15 protein-coding genes are annotated in these 15863 nt (G+C 73.7%); 11 read left to right on the top strand and 4 right to left on the bottom strand.

The window, feature by feature from the left end; translation table 11 throughout:
- The first annotated feature begins 120 nt into the window (after nucleotides 1–120).
- From AA23TX_RS31375 to AA23TX_RS31360, 4 genes are read left to right on the top strand one after another with little or no spacing between them, the layout of a single operon-like run.
- Entirely contained in the window at nucleotides 121–1683 is a 1563-nt protein-coding gene (locus AA23TX_RS31375; protein ID WP_155546373.1) for an alkaline phosphatase D family protein, read from the top strand.
- Nucleotides 1684–1743: 60 nt separating this feature from the next.
- Nucleotides 1744–2616 (top strand): helix-turn-helix transcriptional regulator, encoded by an 873-nt coding sequence (locus AA23TX_RS31370; protein ID WP_155546372.1) that lies wholly within the window; start codon nucleotides 1744–1746, stop codon nucleotides 2614–2616.
- A gap of 46 nt (nucleotides 2617–2662) precedes the next feature.
- Entirely contained in the window at nucleotides 2663–3508 is an 846-nt protein-coding gene (locus AA23TX_RS31365; RefSeq protein WP_155546371.1) for an oxidoreductase, read from the top strand.
- Nucleotides 3505–4224 carry an SDR family oxidoreductase gene (locus tag AA23TX_RS31360; protein ID WP_155546370.1) on the top strand — a complete coding sequence of 240 codons (720 nt, stop codon included), beginning with the start codon at nucleotides 3505–3507 and terminating at the stop codon, nucleotides 4222–4224. Before AA23TX_RS31365 ends, AA23TX_RS31360 begins: the two co-directional genes overlap by 4 nt.
- 4 nt (nucleotides 4225–4228) lie before the next feature.
- Here AA23TX_RS31360 and AA23TX_RS31355 read toward each other — a convergent pair whose 3' ends face one another.
- Together AA23TX_RS31355 and AA23TX_RS31350 are read right to left on the bottom strand one after the other, a co-directional pair.
- Nucleotides 4229–5050 (bottom strand): NAD(P)H-hydrate dehydratase, encoded by an 822-nt coding sequence (locus tag AA23TX_RS31355; RefSeq protein ID WP_230862777.1) that lies wholly within the window; start codon nucleotides 5048–5050, stop codon nucleotides 4229–4231.
- A 25-nt stretch (nucleotides 5051–5075) separates the two neighbouring features.
- Nucleotides 5076–5795: a histidine phosphatase family protein gene (locus AA23TX_RS31350; RefSeq protein ID WP_155546368.1), complete on the bottom strand. Its 720-nt coding sequence runs from the start codon at nucleotides 5793–5795 to the stop codon at nucleotides 5076–5078.
- A gap of 82 nt (nucleotides 5796–5877) precedes the next feature.
- Between AA23TX_RS31350 and AA23TX_RS31345 the strand changes: the two genes are divergently transcribed.
- A complete protein-coding gene (locus AA23TX_RS31345; RefSeq protein ID WP_155546367.1) occupies nucleotides 5878–7101 on the top strand; it encodes a PP2C family protein-serine/threonine phosphatase in 1224 nt (407 codons plus the stop codon).
- A gap of 21 nt (nucleotides 7102–7122) precedes the next feature.
- Here the strand turns inward: AA23TX_RS31345 and AA23TX_RS31340 are convergent, their stop codons facing one another.
- Nucleotides 7123–7506: an STAS domain-containing protein gene (locus tag AA23TX_RS31340; protein ID WP_155546366.1), complete on the bottom strand. Its 384-nt coding sequence runs from the start codon at nucleotides 7504–7506 to the stop codon at nucleotides 7123–7125.
- 167 nt (nucleotides 7507–7673) lie between these two features.
- On the opposite strand from AA23TX_RS31340, the gene AA23TX_RS31335 reads away from it, so the two are divergent.
- From AA23TX_RS31335 to AA23TX_RS31310, 6 genes are all read left to right on the top strand, one after another.
- Nucleotides 7674–8057: an STAS domain-containing protein gene (locus tag AA23TX_RS31335; RefSeq protein WP_155546365.1), complete on the top strand. Its 384-nt coding sequence runs from the start codon at nucleotides 7674–7676 to the stop codon at nucleotides 8055–8057.
- Complete coding sequence (locus tag AA23TX_RS31330) at nucleotides 8054–9628, top strand: PP2C family protein-serine/threonine phosphatase (RefSeq protein WP_155546364.1); 1575 nt, start codon at nucleotides 8054–8056, stop codon at nucleotides 9626–9628. The genes AA23TX_RS31335 and AA23TX_RS31330 overlap by 4 nt, the downstream gene beginning before the upstream one ends.
- Nucleotides 9625–10044, top strand: a complete 420-nt coding sequence (locus AA23TX_RS31325) for an ATP-binding protein (RefSeq protein ID WP_155546363.1) — start codon at nucleotides 9625–9627, stop codon at nucleotides 10042–10044. The genes AA23TX_RS31330 and AA23TX_RS31325 overlap by 4 nt, the downstream gene beginning before the upstream one ends.
- Nucleotides 10045–10121: 77 nt before the next feature.
- The gene (locus tag AA23TX_RS31320) at nucleotides 10122–14198 is read left to right on the top strand and encodes a SpoIIE family protein phosphatase (RefSeq protein WP_155546362.1); all 4077 of its coding nucleotides are present in this window, start codon (nucleotides 10122–10124) and stop codon (nucleotides 14196–14198) included.
- Nucleotides 14195–14497 (top strand): STAS domain-containing protein, encoded by a 303-nt coding sequence (locus AA23TX_RS31315; RefSeq protein ID WP_155546361.1) that lies wholly within the window; start codon nucleotides 14195–14197, stop codon nucleotides 14495–14497. Before AA23TX_RS31320 ends, AA23TX_RS31315 begins: the two co-directional genes overlap by 4 nt.
- 206 nt (nucleotides 14498–14703) lie before the next feature.
- Nucleotides 14704–15426 (top strand): GAF and ANTAR domain-containing protein, encoded by a 723-nt coding sequence (locus AA23TX_RS31310; protein WP_155546360.1) that lies wholly within the window; start codon nucleotides 14704–14706, stop codon nucleotides 15424–15426.
- A gap of 3 nt (nucleotides 15427–15429) precedes the next feature.
- On the opposite strand, the gene AA23TX_RS31305 is transcribed toward AA23TX_RS31310, so the two are convergent.
- Nucleotides 15430–15840, bottom strand: coding sequence for an ATP-binding protein (locus tag AA23TX_RS31305; protein ID WP_155546359.1), 411 nt, complete (start codon nucleotides 15838–15840; stop codon nucleotides 15430–15432).
- Nucleotides 15841–15863 lie beyond the last annotated feature (23 nt).

Genomic DNA, 15863 nt, shown 5'->3' with positions numbered 1-15863 from the left:
CGGGAGCAGGGCGCAGCTGTGACGATCGTTGGTTCGCGACCCGGGACCGGTCAACGATTTTCGGAATGTTTCGCGATCGTTCGAACTGCCGATCGGCCGTACTGCTGAAAGGATCCGGGGATGACCGAGCTCCTCCTGGGACCGCTGCTCCGGCACGTCGACGCCACCTCGGCGACGATCTGGGTCGAGACCGGCGGTCCGTGCGAAGTCGTTGTCGCGGAAGCGAAAGCCCGGACGTTCGAAGTTGCCGGGCACCACTACGCGCTGGTCGTGCTCACCGGGCTGGAACCCGGCCGCAGCACGCGGTACGAGGTGCGGCTCGACGGCGAGCTCGTCTGGCCCGGGCCCGACAGCGACCTGCCGCCCAGCCGGATCCGGACGCTCACCCCCGGTGACCCGCGGTTCCGGCTGGTGTTCGGGTCGTGCCGCAAGCCGCGGGAGGAGGACGCGCTCGGCCCGGACGCGCTCGCCGCGTACGCCCACCGGATGGCCCGGCTCGACGAAAGCGAGTGGCCCGAGTCGCTGCTGCTGCTCGGCGACCAGGTCTACGCCGACGAGACCACCGACGCGACGCAGGAGTGGCTGGCCGGGCGGCGCGACACGAAGGTGCCGCCCGGCACCGAGGTCGCGGACTTCGAGGAGTACTGCCACCTCTACTCCGAGGCCTGGTGCGAACCGGCGGTGCGGTGGCTGCTGTCCACCGTGCCGACGTCGATGATCTTCGACGACCACGACGTGCGCGACGACTGGAACACCTCGCAGGCCTGGCGCGAGGAGATGACCCGCACGTCGTGGTGGCCGGAGCGGATCCGCGGCGCGCTCGTGTCGTACTGGGTCTACCAGCACCTCGGCAACCTCGGGCCGCGCGAGCTGGCCGAAGACGACCTCTACCAGCGGGTGAGCACGTCGGGGGCGGACAACGCGCCGCTGCTGCGCGAGTTCGCCGACCAGGCCGACCGCGAAGCCGACGGCGCCAAGGGCACCCGGTGGTCCTACCGGCGCGACTTCGGCCCGGTCCGGCTGCTGGTCATCGACTCGCGGGCGGGCCGCATCCTGGGCGGCGGCGAGCGCTCGATGGTCGGCGACGCCGAGTTCCGCTGGATCGAGGAGCAGTCCGAAGGCGAGTTCGACCACCTGCTGATCGGGACGTCGCTGCCGTGGCTGATGCCCACCGCGCTCTCGGCCGCGCAGTCGGTCAGCGAGCGCCTCTGCGCGCGGCCGGGGCTCGTCGGGCGGGTGTCGGAGTGGTTCCGGCAGCTGGCCGACCTCGAGCACTGGCCGGCGTTCCGCGACTCGTTCGACCGGCTGACGCGGCTGATCGCCCGCGTCGCGGACGACGGCCCGGCGTCGGTGAGCGTGCTCTCGGGCGACGTCCACCACGCGTACGTCGCCCGGGCCGACCTGCCGGGGGCGCCGGTGCACCAGCTCACCTGCTCGCCGGTGCACAACACCGTCCCCTGGTACATGAACCGCCTGTTCCGCGCCGGCTGGGCGCGGAGCCTGACCCGGCTCAGCGAAGGGCTGGCCCGCCGGGTCGGCGTCCCGCCCGCGCCGCTGACCTGGGGCTGCGTTTCGGGACCGCACTTCGGGAACGCCGTGATGACCTTCGACGTCGACGGCCGCGAAGCCACCGCGACGCTGCTGCAGCCGGAGCGGGACGGCGAGCCGATCAAGCTCGCCTGAGCCCGAGGGTGGGTGCGGCGCGGCCACCCTTCCCTGCCGGATCGGCGTTAGCCTCGGATCATGGCTGAGAAAGACCCGCGGAGCGGAGCTCCTCCGTTGAGGGTGGCGGCGGGGGCATCGGCGGAGAACGCGCTCGGGGAGTTCCTCCGGGCCCGCCGCGAACAGGTGGGCCCGACGGAGCTCGGCCTGTCCGCGGGAGGGTCGCGGCGGGTCGCGGGGCTGCGCCGCGAAGAAGTCGCGGTGCTGGCCGGCGTCAGCACCGACTACTACGTCCGGCTCGAGCAGGGCCGGGAGCGGAACCCGTCAGCGCAGGTCCTCGACGCGCTGGCCCACGGGCTGGCCCTCGACGAGGACGCCACCGCGCACCTGCACCGGCTGGCCCAGCCCGCTCCGAGACGCCGGCGCGCGCGGCGGCGGGAGCAGGTCAGCCCGAACCTCCTGCGGCTGATGGACGGCTGGCCGGACACGCCCGCGCTCGTGCTCGGCCGCTGCCTCGAGGTGCTCGCGCACAACGCGCTGGGCGAGTCGCTGTTCGGTGGTCACACCCACAGCGGTGACCTGGTCCGGCTGGTGTTCCTCGACCCGGACGCGCGCGAGTTCTACCCGGAGTGGGAGCGCGTCGCGGTGAACACCGTCGGCGGCCTGCGCGTGGCCGCCGGCCTCGATCCGGACGATCCCCGGCTCATCGAGACGGTCGGCGAGCTGTCGGTCAAGAGCGCGGACTTCCGCCGGCTGTGGGCCCGGCACGACATCCGCCAGAAGACCCACGAGACCAAGCGGTTCCACCACCGGCTGGTCGGCGAGCTGGTCCTGAGCTACGAGGCGCTGACCGTGAACAGCGCGCCCGGCCAGCAGCTGGTGGTCTACCAGGCCGAGCCCGGCAGCCCGTCGGAAGCCGGGCTCGCCCTGCTCGGCAGCCTCGCCGCCGGCTGAGAACAACCCCTTTCTGTCATTTCCACCATGGACGGAGTACTTCGTCATGCCCGAAAACTGGTTCATCACCGGCTGCTCCACCGGCCTCGGCCGCGCGCTGGCCGAAGCCGTGCTCGACCGCGGCCTGCGGGCCGTCGTCACGGCCCGCGACCCCGCGCGGGTCGCCGACCTCGTCGCCAAGCACGGCGACCGCGCGCTGGCCCTGCCGCTCGACGTCACCGACCACGCCCAGGTCGCCGACGCGGTGAAACGGGCCGAAACCGCGTTCGGCCGGATCGACGTCCTGGTCAACAACGCCGGCTACGGCTACCTCGCCGCGATCGAGGAAGGCGAGGACGACGAAGTCCGGAAGCTCTTCGACGCCAACGTCTTCGGCCTCGCCGACGTCACGAAGGCGGTGCTGCCCGGCATGCGCGCCCGGCGGAGCGGGCACGTCGTGAACGTGTCCTCGCTCGGCGGGCTCGCCGCCTTCGGGGCCACCGGCTACTACCACGCCACGAAGTTCGCTGTGGAAGGGCTTTCCGAGTCGCTGGCCGCCGAAGTGGCCCCCCTGGGCATCAAGGTGACCATCGTCGAGCCCGCCGCGTTCCGCACGAACTGGTCCGGCCCGTCGATGCGCCAGTCCGCGACGCACATCGACGACTACGCCGAGACGGCCGGTGCCCGGCGGGCCGCGACCACCGCGACCTACGGCCACCAGCCGGGCGACCCGGTCCGCGCGGCCGAAGCCGTCCTCGCCGCCGTCGACGCCGAGGAACCGCCCCTGCGGCTGCTCCTCGGCAAGGCCGCCTACGACATCGCCACCGCCCGGCTCGAAACCCTCCGGGCCGGCTTCGACACCTGGCGCGAGACCACCCTCGGCGCCGACTTCCCAGCCAAGGAGAAATCGTGAAGATCGTTCTCATCACCGGTGCCAGCAGCGGCATCGGGCACGCCACGGCGCTGCGGCTGGCCCGCGAAGGCCACCACGTCGTGCTCGGCGCCCGGCGGGAAGACCGGCTGACCGCGCTGGCGAAGGAGATCCACGACGCCGGGGGCACCGCCGACGTGCACCGCCTCGACGTCACCGACCGCGCGGAGGTCGCCGCCTTCGCCGATGCCGCCGTGGCGGCGCACGGCCGGCTCGACGTGTTCGTCGCCAACGCCGGCGTGATGCCGTTGTCCCGCCTGGACTCCCTGCACGTCGACGAGTGGGACCGGATGCTCGACGTCAACGTCCGCGGCCTGCTCCACGGGATCGCCGCGGTACTGCCGCACTTCCGGCGCCAAGGCGGCGGGCACTTCGTGACGATCGCCTCCACCGGCGCGCACGAGGTCGTGCCGACGGCCGCGGTCTACTGCGCCACGAAGTACGCGGCCCGCGCGATCACCGAAGGCCTGCGCCTGGAGGCCGACCCCGGCATCCGCGTCACGACCGTGTCGCCGGGCGTCGTCGAGTCGGAGCTGGCCGACACCATCACCGAGCCCGGTGCGCGCGAAGCCATGCGCACCTACCGCGCGGTGACGCTGCCGCCGGACACCATCGCCGGGGCGATCTCGTACGCGATCGGGCAGCCCGACGGCGTCGACGTGAACGAGGTCATCGTGCGCCCGACCGCGCAGCGGTGACGGCTCAGCGTTCCAGCTCCGCGATCACCCGGGGGATCTCGGCGACCAGCTCGCGCGCGAGCAGGCCGGTGCTCCCGGTGTCCGGGATCAGCCGCTGGCCCGCCACGGCGTGGACGTGCGTCGCCCAGCAGGCGGCCTGGCCGAGGTCCGCCCCGCGGGCGAGGAAACCGCCGGTCAGCCCGGCCAGGACGTCACCGCTGCCGGATGTCGCCAGCCCGACGTGGCCGCTGCCGTCGCGCCAGGTGCGCCCGCCCGGCTCGGCGATCACGCCCATCAGCAGCACGACCGCGTCGTAGCGATCCGCGATCCGGACCGCGGTCTCGAGGTCGTCGACGTCCTCTTCGGCGCGGTCGTCGAGGAACGCGGCTTCGGTCCGGTTCGGCGTCAGCACGAGCCGGCCCGCCAGGGGTTTCGCCAGTTCGGGGGCCCGGCTGAGCGCCCCGAGCGCGAACGCGTCGAGCACCACCCGGGCGTCCGGGGCGAGGGCGGGCACCAAGCGGCGCAGCAGGTCTTCGGTTTCCCCGGCGCCGGTGAGGCCGGGACCGACGACGAGGGTGCCGACGCCGGGAAGCACCTCGGCGAGCCGGTCGACGGCGCCGGCACCGATCGCGCCGGACTCGGTCTCGGGCAGCCCGTACACCGAGGACTCGGGGACCGAGACGCCGATCGCGACCGCGTGCCGTTCGCTGACCGCGAGCTGCAGCGTGCCGGCGCCGGCGCGCAGGGCGGCGGTGCCGGACAGCGCCGGCGCGCCCGGCACCGTCCGGGCGCCGCCGAGCACGAGCACCGTTCCGCGGTCCCCGGTGCCGATCAGCCTGTCCCGCAACAGGGCCGGGCTGATCGGGACCGGGTCAGGAGAGCTGCTCGGCGGCATCGTCGTCCGCCGTCGGCGGGGTGTCGGTGGCGCGCAGGTGGCCGACCTCCTGGGCCAGCACCATGGTGAACCCGCCGTCGCGGTCGCGCTCCCAGGAGGTGACCGAGCCGTTCGGGATTTCGGTGCTGCCGGCGACGCGCAGCAGGTCGGGTTCCGGCAGCCCTTCGAGGAGGTAGCGCAGCGCGTAGACGGTCATCTCGTGCGCGGCCAGCAGAACGCGCCGGCCGGGGTGGTCCGCGCTCAGCTCGCGCAGCAGGGACCGCAGCCGCAGCACGACGTCCGCCCAGGACTCCCCGCCCGGCGGCCGGTAGTAGAACTTGCCCAGCCGCCGCTTGCGCCGCAGCTCGTCGGGCCACCGCTCGCGGACCCCGTGCGACGTCAGCAGGTCCAGCACGCCGAGCTCGCGGTCGCGCAGCCGCTCGTCCGGGACGATCGGCACCCCCGCGGGCGCGGCCAGGCGGGCGGTGTCCCAGGCCCGGCGGTAGGTCGAGGTGACCACGAGGTCCGGCGGGCGGGCGGCGAACAGCTCCCCCGCCGCCTTCGCCTGTTCCCGGCCCAGGTCGGTCAGCGGGACGTCGGCGTCGCGTTCGGCGACGTCGATCACATCCGCCCCGGCCGACTCCGCCTCTTCCCTGGCCACGTTCCCGGTGCTCTGCCCGTGCCGCAGCACGGCCACCCACTCCAAGTCGACGCTCACGCCGGGCTGGTTACCCGCCGGGACCCGCCGGTGAAACCCGGCACGGCTGGGCGCCCCAAGGACTTCCGGCTAGGGTCTTTGCATGTCGCGAAGTCTCGACACCCAGGACCGGCTCCGGCAGCTGGAAGAGATCATCGGCGTGCCCGCCGAGCACCTCGGGCTGGCCGAGCTGCTCGCCGAGACGCTGCAGCGCCTGCGTGAGGTCATGGGCGTCGACACCGCGACCGTGCTGCGGTACCAGGCCAGTGGCCGTCAGCTGGTGGCCTTCGCGGCGGCCGGCATCGAGGAGGAGGTCCACCAGGGCGTGCGGGTGCCGGTCGGCAGCGGCTTCGCCGGCCGGGTGGCGCTCGAGCGCGCGCCCGTCGTCCTCGACTGCGTCGACGAAACCACCGTCGTGAACTCCCTGCTCTGGGAACGGGGACTGCGTTCCCTGCTCGGCGTGCCGATGCTCGCCGGGTCCGAGCTCGTCGGGGTGCTGCACGTCGGCGTCGTCTCGCCCCGGCAGTTCACCGAGCCCGAGATCGCCACGATGCAGCTGCTCGCCGATCGCCTGGCGATGGCGATCCAGGTCGAGTCGCTCGAGGAGAACCGCTCCGCCACCATGGCGCTGCAGCGCAGCCTGCTGCCCAGCAGCCTGCCCGACGTGCCCGGCCTCGCTTTCGGCGCCCGGTACGTGCCCGGCGCGGAAACCGGCCTCGGCGGCGATTGGTACGACCTGTTCATGCTGCCGGGCGACCGGCTCGGCGTCGTGATGGGCGACGTCTCCGGCCACGGACTCGAGGCCGCCGTGATCATGGGACGGCTGCGCAGTGCCCTGCGTGCCTACGCCCTCGACTGCGAAAGCCCGGACGAGGTGCTCGCCAAGCTCGACCGCAAGGCCAACCACTTCGAACACGGCGCGATGGCCACCGTCGCCTACGGGATCGTCGAGCCGGGCCGCGACACCATGGCCCTGTCCCTCGCCGGGCACCTGCCGCCCGTGCAGACCGCGGCCGGCGGACCGGGCCGGCTGCTGGACGTGCCCGCGGACCCCCCGATCGGCTTGACCATCGGGCAGCCCCGGCGGCGCACGACGGTGGTCGAGCTGACACCGGGCAGTGTGCTGGCGTTCTACACCGACGGCCTGGTCGAGCGCCGGGACCGGCCGGTGGACGTGGGGATGCTGCAGCTGGCGGAGGCCCTGCGCGCCGGGGACCCCGAACGGGCCTGCGCGCAGATCATGGCCTCGCTGATCGGCCATCAGGCCGCGCAGGACGACGTCGCCCTGCTGGTCATCGAGCGCCAGGTCGTCCCGGCCGGCGAATGAGGCGGGCCGGGACGACACCGGTCAGGACGAGGCCAGCGCCGCTTCCCGGGTCGGGAACAGCGAAAGGCTCTCCTCGAGCCCGGTCAGCTGGATCGGGCGCAACGTCGCCCGGCCGGACGCGACGATCCGCACCGCGGTGCCGGGGCCGGCGTCGCGGTGGATGGTCAGCAGCGCCGTCAACCCGGGCGAGGCGAGGAACTCCACCCCGGTCAGGTCGACCACCAGCAGGGGCGGTTTTTCGGCCAGTGCCTCTCCGGCCGCCCGGACGAGGGCCGGCGCGGTGGTCGTGTCCACGTCCCCGGCCACCTCGAGGACGAGTGCGTCGCCCTGCTCCATTCGGGCGATCCGGAACTCGCCGAATGGCACAGGGGTGGCCGAGCCCTCAGTGTGAACGTGCTCCGTCATCGTGCTTCTCCTTGCCCTCGGCAGCGCCCGCGACCCTCCGGTGGGCGCGCGTGATCGCCAAGGCTGTCTGCTCAACCGGGATCAATCATGCCCGTCCTCGCCGGAGACCGCCGTGTCAGCACCACTTCCGTTTTGCACGCCGCCCACGAGCAGGCAGGATGAGCGTCATGGCCGACACCGACGAGACCGGGAACACCCTCGGCGACGCCGCGAGCTCGGCGGGCGCGGTGGCACTGGAGGACCGGGACGGCACCGCCGTGCTCCGGGTCGACGGGGACCTCGACCTCGCGCTGGCCCCCAAGCTCCGGCAGCTCGCCGAACGCGCCGCCCGCCTCGGGCCCGCGGTCCTCGTCATCGACCTGACCGGGGTGACGTTCCTCGCCTCCGCCGGTATGGCCGAGCTCGTGCGGGCGCACCGCGGGCGGACCGTGTCCACCTCGCTGCGGGTGGTGGCCACCGGCCGGATCACCTTGCGGCCGCTGGAGCTGACCCGGCTGACCGACGAGCTCGCCATCTACCCGTCGCTCTCCGAGGCGCTGGCCACCGGATGACGGCACCGGACTTCGCCGAGCTGCTCGACGCCGTGCGCCGGGCGTTCGTCGACGGCACCGGAACCGCTGCGGCCACCGAAGTCCGGCCCCTCGACCCGGCCGAAGCGCGCCGGGTGCTCGGCGACCACGTCGCGGTCGCCGTGACCGACCGCGTGGTCCTGGCGGATCTGCTGCCCGGCCGCGAGGTCACCGCCGCGATCGCCGTCACCGGCGACGGGCACGGCGTGCTGGTCCACACCACCGGCGAGGTCGGCGGGACACCGTCGGCCGTGGCCGAAGCCGTCGAAGCCGCGACCGCCCACCTGGCGGCCACCGTGCGGCAGCTGCGGGACGAAGCGGCGGTGCTCGACGCGGTGCACTCCACCGGCCGCGAGCTCACCGCGCAGCTCGACATCGACCGGATGGTGCAGGACGCGACCGACGCGGCCACCCGGGCGACCGGCGCCGAGTTCGGCGCGTTCTTCTACAACCTGATCGACGAGCTCGGCGAGTCCTACACGCTGTACACGATTTCGGGGGTGCCGCGGGAGACGTTCGACCGGTTCCCCATGCCGCGCAACACCGCGGTGTTCGCGCCGACGTTCGACGGCGACGGCACCGTCCGCAGCCCCGACATCACGCGGGACCCGCGGTTCGGGAAGAACGCGCCGCACCACGGGATGCCGGCCGGGCACCTGCCCGTGTGCAGCTACCTCGCGGTGCCGGTGATCAGCCCGACCAGCGAAGAGGTACTGGGCGGGTTCTTCTTCGGGCATTCGCGGCCGGACCGGTTCACCGCGCGCCACGAGTACCTCGCCGAAGGCATCGCCGCCTACTCCGCCATCGCGCTCGACAACGCCCGCCTGTACGAGCGCGAGCGCACCCTCGCTTCGGAACTGTCGCGCAGCATGCTGCCGGTCGCGCCCTCGGCGCCGGGCCTCGACGTGCTCACCCGCTACCTGCCCGCGGCGACCGGCAGCAAGGTGGGCGGCGACTGGTTCGACGTCATCCGGCTCCCGTCCGGCGCGACGGCGTTCGTGATCGGCGACGTCGTCGGCCACGGCGTCACGGCCGCGACCGTGATGGCCCAGGTCCGCACGGCCATCCGCTGTTACGCGCTGCTCGAGCTGCCGCCTTCGGAGGTGCTGCGCGCCGTCTCCGCGCTCACCGGCGGGCTGTTCGGCGAAAGCTTCGTCACCTGCTTCTACGCGGTCCACCGGCCGGACGACGCCACGCTGACCTTCGCCAACGCCGGTCACCTGCCGGCGATCCTGGTGCGCCCGGGCGCCGCGCCCGAAGAGATCGGCGAGGCGCTGGCGCAACCGCTGGGCATCGGCACCGAGTTCCCCCAGCGCAGCACCGGGTTCCCGCCGGGGGCCGATCTCGTCCTCTACACCGACGGACTCGTCGAAAGCCGCACGCGCGACCTCACCCTGGGTGTGGAATGGCTCCTGGCGGGCATCCCGGAGGTGCTGGGCGCGGCCGACCTCGGCCCGGCCTGGGACAAGCTGGTCGCGGAGCTGACCCGCGGCCGGCACGACGACGACATCGCGCTGATCCACGTGCACCACCGCGGAGAGGACGAAGTATGACGGACCCTCTCCCCCCGGGAGCGCCCGCGCCCCCGGCGACGTTCCACCGGCGCACCGCCGCCGTGGCGAACCGGCTGCCGGAGCTGCGCGGGGCACTCGCGGACTGGCTGGGCACGCTCGGGCTGAGCGAAGAACGCCAGGAGGACGTCGTCCTCGCGGGCTACGAAGCGATGGCCAACTCCGCCGAGCACGCGTACCGCGACCGGGACGCGGGCACGATCGACGTGCACGCCGAGGCGCTGAACGGCCGCTTGACGGTGACGGTCACCGACTACGGCGCCTGGCGCGCCCCGACCGCGACGAACGGGTTGCGGGGACGCGGCCTGCTGCTCATCGACAGCCTCGCCGACCACAGCGTGCAGGTGCACCGCGAAGACGGCACGACGGTCACGATGACCTGGCTTTCCGGCGGTTGAGCACCCCCCGTTCACGACACGGCGGCTCCGGCTCCGGGCGGGTAGGCTCGCCGGGACCGCGTCAACCGGGAGTGGTGATGAGCGTCGGCGAGGAATCGGGCCAGCGCGCCGCCTTTCCGGGAACCAGCCAGATGGCCGCCCGGATGCGGGAGTTCGACTGGACGTCGTCACCGCTCGGGAACCCGGCGGACTGGCCGGCCAGCCTGACCACGGCCGTGCGGATCTGCCTCAGCTCGCGCTTCCCGATGATCGTCTGGTGGGGTCCCGAGCTCCGGTTCCTCTACAACGACGCCTACCTGCCGCTGCTCGGCACCAAGCACCCGGCGCTGGACAAGCCGGGCGCGCGGGTCTGGGGCGAGATCTGGCACATCATCGGCCCGATGCTCGACAGCGTGATGACCACCGGCGAGGCGACCTGGTCGGAGGACCTGCTGCTGCCGATGAACCGGCACGGCTACTGGGAAGAGACCTACTGGACCTACTCCTACAGCCCGGTGTACGACGACGACGGCGCCGTGCGTGCCGTGTTCACCGCGGTCACCGACACCACCGAGCGCGTGATCGGCGAACGCCGGATGGCGACCCTGCGCGAGCTCGGCGCTCAGGCCGGCATCGCCCGCACGGTCGGCGAAGCCTGCGAGCTGGTCGCCGACGTGCTCGGGCGGGCCGGCGCCGACGTCCCCTACGCCGCGATCCACGTCCGCGGCGACGACGGTGAGCTCGCCCTCGCGGCCGTCACCCCCGGCGAGGCCGGGCACGCCGGCGGCTGGCCGCTCCGGGAAGTGCTCGCCGACGGCACCGCGCGCACCGTGGCCGACCTGACGGCGGCCTTCGGCGAGCTGCCCTCGGGCGAGTGGTCGACCCCGCCCACCGAGGCGATGGTTCTGCCGCTGCCCGGCGCCCCCGGCACCGCCGCGAGCGGCGTGGTCGTGCTCGCGGCGAGCGCCGGGCGTGCGCTCGACGAGTCCTACCGGACGTTCCTCGGGCTGGTCGCCCAGCAGACCGCGGCGCTGGTCAACGGCGCGCTCGCGTACCAGGCCCAGCAGCGGCGCGCCGAAGAGCTGAGCGCGCTGGACGCGGCGAAGACCACCTTCTTCGCCAACATCAGCCACGAGTTCCGGACGCCGCTGACGCTGATCCTCGGCCCGGTCGCCGAGCTGGACAAGACGCTCGGCGACGCCGACGAGCGCGTCCGCGAGGAGATCGCCGTCATCCACCGCAACGCGCTGCGGCTGGGCCGGCTGGTGAACAACCTGCTCGACTTCTCGCGGATCGAAGCCGGCCGGATGCAGGCCCGCTTCGAACCGGTGGACCTCGCCGCGTTCACCGCGGAGCTGGCGAGCGTGTTCCGCGCCGCCGTCGAACGGGCCGGGCTGCGGTTCGAGGTCGGCTGCCACCCGCTGGGCCGCCCGGTGCACGTCGACCGCGGGATGTGGGAGAAGGTCGTCCTCAACCTGCTGTCCAACGCGGTCAAGTACACCTTCGAGGGCGAGATCGGGGTCCGCACCGCCCTGGACGGCGAGCACGCCGTGGTCACCGTGTCCGACACCGGGATCGGGATCGAGCCCGCCGAGCTGCCCCGGCTGTTCGAGCGGTTCCACCGGATCCCGTCGGCGCGGGCGCGCTCGAACGAGGGCAGCGGGATCGGCCTGGCCCTGGTGCGCGAGCTCGTCGGCATGCACGGCGGCACCGTCACCGCCGAGAGCATCCCCGAAGCCGGCACGACGTTCCGGATCCGGCTGCCGCTCGGCACCGCCCACCTGCCGCCCGAACACGTCGCGCCGGCGCCGTCGGCGGCCGGGATCGCCGCGGAGACCGCCGAGCCGTACGTGCAGGAGGCCCTGCGCTGGCTGCCGGAGGGAGAGCCGGCTCCCGACGTCGCCCCCGGGTCGGCGACGGGCGCCCGGGTGCTGGTCGCCGACGACAACGCCGACATGCGCGACTACCTCCTGCGGCTGCTGCGCGAGGACTACACGGTGACCACCGTGCGCGACGGCGTCGAGGCGCTCGCCGCAGCGTCGGCCGAGCCGCCCGACCTGATCATCAGCGACGTGATGATGCCGCGCCTCGACGGCCTGGGCCTGCTCGCCGCGTTGCGCCGCGACCCGCGCACCGCCGCCGTACCCGTGGTGCTGCTGTCCGCCCGCGCCGGCCAGGAGGCTTCCGTCGACGGGCTGTCCGCCGGGGCCGACGACTACCTCGTGAAGCCGTTCTCCGCGCTGGAGCTGCTCGCCCGCGTCCGCACGATCATCCGGCTGGCCCGGCTGCGGACGCAGCACGCCCGGTGGCGCGCGGCGATGATCGACTCCCTGCAGGAGGGCTTCTTCGTCTGCGATGGCGACGGGCGGGTCGTCGAGCTGAACGCCGCGTGCACCGAGCTGCTCGGCTTCGAGCCCGACGGAGCCCCCTACGCGCCGCCGCACCCGTGGTGGCCGGGCCGGGAGGCCGACCCCGACGCGTACCGGCAGGTCGCCGACGCCTTCGCCCGGGCGCGGGACGAGCCCGCCGGGAGCTTCGTGCTGCCGCTGCGGCACCGCGACGGCCACCGGGTGTGGGCCGCGGTCGCCTACAACGAGCTGCACGACGACGAGGGCAGCCGCCGGTTCGTCGGCACGATCCGCGACGTCACCGCGGAGCGCTACGCCGTGCAGCGGGAGAACGCGCTCGCCGCCATGAACCAGCGCCTCGCCGGGGTCAGCGGGGTGCCGGACGCGCTGCACACCGCGTTGGACCTGATGCGCGAGCTGTGGCAGGCCGAGCGGGTGCTCGCGGTGACCTGGCCGCACGACGGCGAGCCGGAGCTGACGTCCACCGACCCCGGCGACCGGCTGTGGACCGGCCTCGCCGCGCCGCTGCGCGCGAAGCTCGACGAAGTGCGCTCGCTCCCGGCGTTGCACGCGACCGCGGCGGGGAGCGGGGTCGGCGCGAGCCTCGACCACCCCGGCGGCCGGCTGACGCTCTGGGTCGAACCGGACCCCCGCCGCCCGCTCGGCACCGAGGACCGGACGCTGCTGGCGCTGCTGGCCGGGACGGTCGCGCACGCCCTGCGCCGCGCCCACCGCGACGACCGGCAGCGCGAGGTCGCCATCGCGCTGCAGCGCTCGATCCTCGGTCCGGCCCTGCTGCCCGACGGCTTCGCGGTGCGCTACGAACCGGCGAACCCGCCGCTGGAAGTCGGCGGCGACTGGTACGACGTCGTCCCGCTGGCCGGCGACCGGATCGGCATCGTCGTCGGCGACTGCGTCGGCCGGGGGCTCGCCGCGGCCGCGGTGATGGGCCAGCTGCGCAGTGCGTGCCGCGCGCTGCTGCTGGAGGCCAACGGCCCGGCGCACACCCTGACCACGCTCGACCGATTCGCCGACCGGCTGCCGGGTGCCTTGTGCACCACCGTTTTCTGCGGGGTCCTCGACCCCGCCACCGGCACGCTGACCTACAGCAGCGCCGGGCACCCACCGGCCACGCTGGTGCACCGCGACGGCACGGCGGAGTTCCTCGACGCGGGCGGCAGCGTGCCGCTCGCGGTCCGCATCCCCGCCGTGCGCCCGGAGGCCACGGCGGTCGTCCCGGTCGGCTCGCTGCTGATGCTCTACACCGACGGTCTCGTCGAGCGCCGCCGCGAGTCGCTGGACGACGGCATCGACCGGGCCACCTCGGTCGCCCACGACGCGCGGGACGCCGACCTCACCGACCTGGCGGCCACGCTGATGGGCCGGCTCCGGCCGGCGGACGGCTACGAGGACGACGTCGCGCTGCTGCTCTACCGCCGCTCGGTGCCGCCGCTGGAGCTGGACTTCCCGGCGCACCCGGACAGCCTCGCCTCGACGCGCCACTGGCTGCGCGCGTGGCTGGGCACGGCCTCGCTCGGGGAGGACCTCGCGCAGGACGTGCTCGTCGCCACCGGCGAAGCCTGCGCGAACGCCGTCGAGCACGCCTACCCCGAAGCGGCGGGCAACGCGCACCTTTCGGCCCGCTTCGCCGGTCCGCGCCTGGTCGTCACGGTGTCCGACCGCGGCCACTGGAAGCGGCCGCCGCCGGACAACCGGGTACTGCGCGGCCGCGGGATGCCGATGATGGAAGCCCTCGCCGACGCGGTCGCGGTCCGCCACGACGAACACGGCACCACCGTCATGCTGGAATGGAGACTCGGTTCGTGACGACGGCACTCACGCTGGTCGCCTCCGCGGGCGACGACGGGAACCGGACCCTGACCGTGACCGGTGAGGTCGACCTGAGCAACGTGGCCGAGTTCGGCGCGGCCCTGGACCGCGAGCTCGCTGCCGGTGTCTCGCTGACGGTCGACCTGACCGGGGTGACCTACATCGACAGCGCGGGCATCGCGGCCCTGTTCGACCGGACCGCCACCCACGACCTGCGCCTGGCCGCGCCCCGTCTGCTCGAGCGCGTCCTGCGCGTCTCCGGCCTCGCCCAGGTGACGAAAGTGATGATCCGCTGAGGGGTTGGTTGTCGCGGCACCCGGGTACGCACAGCTCAGTGACGGTCGCCGGGTGGGTTGCGCCGGTCGTCGCGAGGTGACCCCGGCGCCCAACCCATGACGTTCAGCAGCGAGCGCCGGTCCGGAGTCACCGCCCTCCTCGATCGCCGGAGCCGTGCCGCCCGCGGGTACTGTGCGCGCAGGAACCGAGGACGGAGGTGAGCGCAGTGACCGGGGACCCGATCCCGTCCGAGCACCTCGACGAGCTGACCGCGGCGATGGCGGACCTCACGGGTGCCCTGGAGTCCGAGCCCTCCGAGCAGGAGATCCTCGACGCCGTCTGCGCCGAAGCCGTCCGGGCCATCCCCGGGGCCGACCTGGCCAGCATCACCGCGATCCGCGACGGCGAGCCGGAAACCGCCGCCTCCACCGACGAACGCGCCGTCGAGATCGACCGCGTCCAGTACGCGGCGGGCGAGGGCCCGTGCCTGCGGGCGGCCGAGACCGGGGAGATCGTCCGGCTGCCGCTCGCCACGGCCGGCGCGCTGTGGCCCGAATTCACCAGCCACGCCTTGAGCCTCGGCGTCGGCAGCTACCTCGCCGCGCCGCTACGCGTGGACGGCTCCCTCGCCGGCGCGCTCAACCTCTTCGGCTACGGCGGCCACGGCTTCGCCGAAACCGACTCCCGGCTGCTGCGGCTCTACACGACGATCGTCTCGTTCGGGCTGCGCACCACGCGCCGCTACCACCGGGCCCGGCAGCGGGCCGCCGAGCTGGAGACGGCGATGAGCTCGCGGGCGGTGATCGAGCAGGCCAAGGGCATCCTCATGGCCGTGCACGGGATCCCCGCCGACGAGGCCATGAAGCGCCTGATCGCGGAGTCGCAGCACACCAACGTGAAGCTCCGGGACGTCGCGACCCGGTTCGTCGAAAGCCTCTCGACCGGCTGACGCTCAAGCGGTCCGGCGAACCGGGAACGGCCAGGTCAGCGTGATCACCGTGCCGTCGTCGGTCGACCGGAGATCGAGCCCGTCGACCAGGGCCTGGATCAGCCGCAGGCCGCGCCCGCCGTCCGACCGGTCCGCGATCGTGGTCCAGCGCCCCTGGTCGGCGACGGTGACGATCAGGACGTCCTCGTCGATCTTCGCCCGGACGTCGATCAGCCCGGGCCGGCCGCGGTAGGCGTGGTCCAGCACGTTCGCCATCGCTTCCCAACAGGCCAGGACGACGTCGTCGGCCTGCCTGCCGACCTCGTCACCGGCGCGTCTGCGCAGCCACGACACGAGGTGCCGCCGCAAACTCGGCAGCGTCCGTGGCGAAATCGTGCCGCGGTACCGCCAGCCGTCCGCTCCGTGCTCTTCCACGTTCACCTCCTCGGGGGACTGTT

This window comes from Amycolatopsis camponoti (assembly GCF_902497555.1).
GTDB classification, from domain to species: Bacteria; Actinomycetota; Actinomycetes; order Mycobacteriales; family Pseudonocardiaceae; genus Amycolatopsis; species Amycolatopsis camponoti.
The sequence above is the reverse complement of the archived record's forward strand: the minus strand, read 5'-3'. Positions and strand labels throughout refer to the sequence as shown.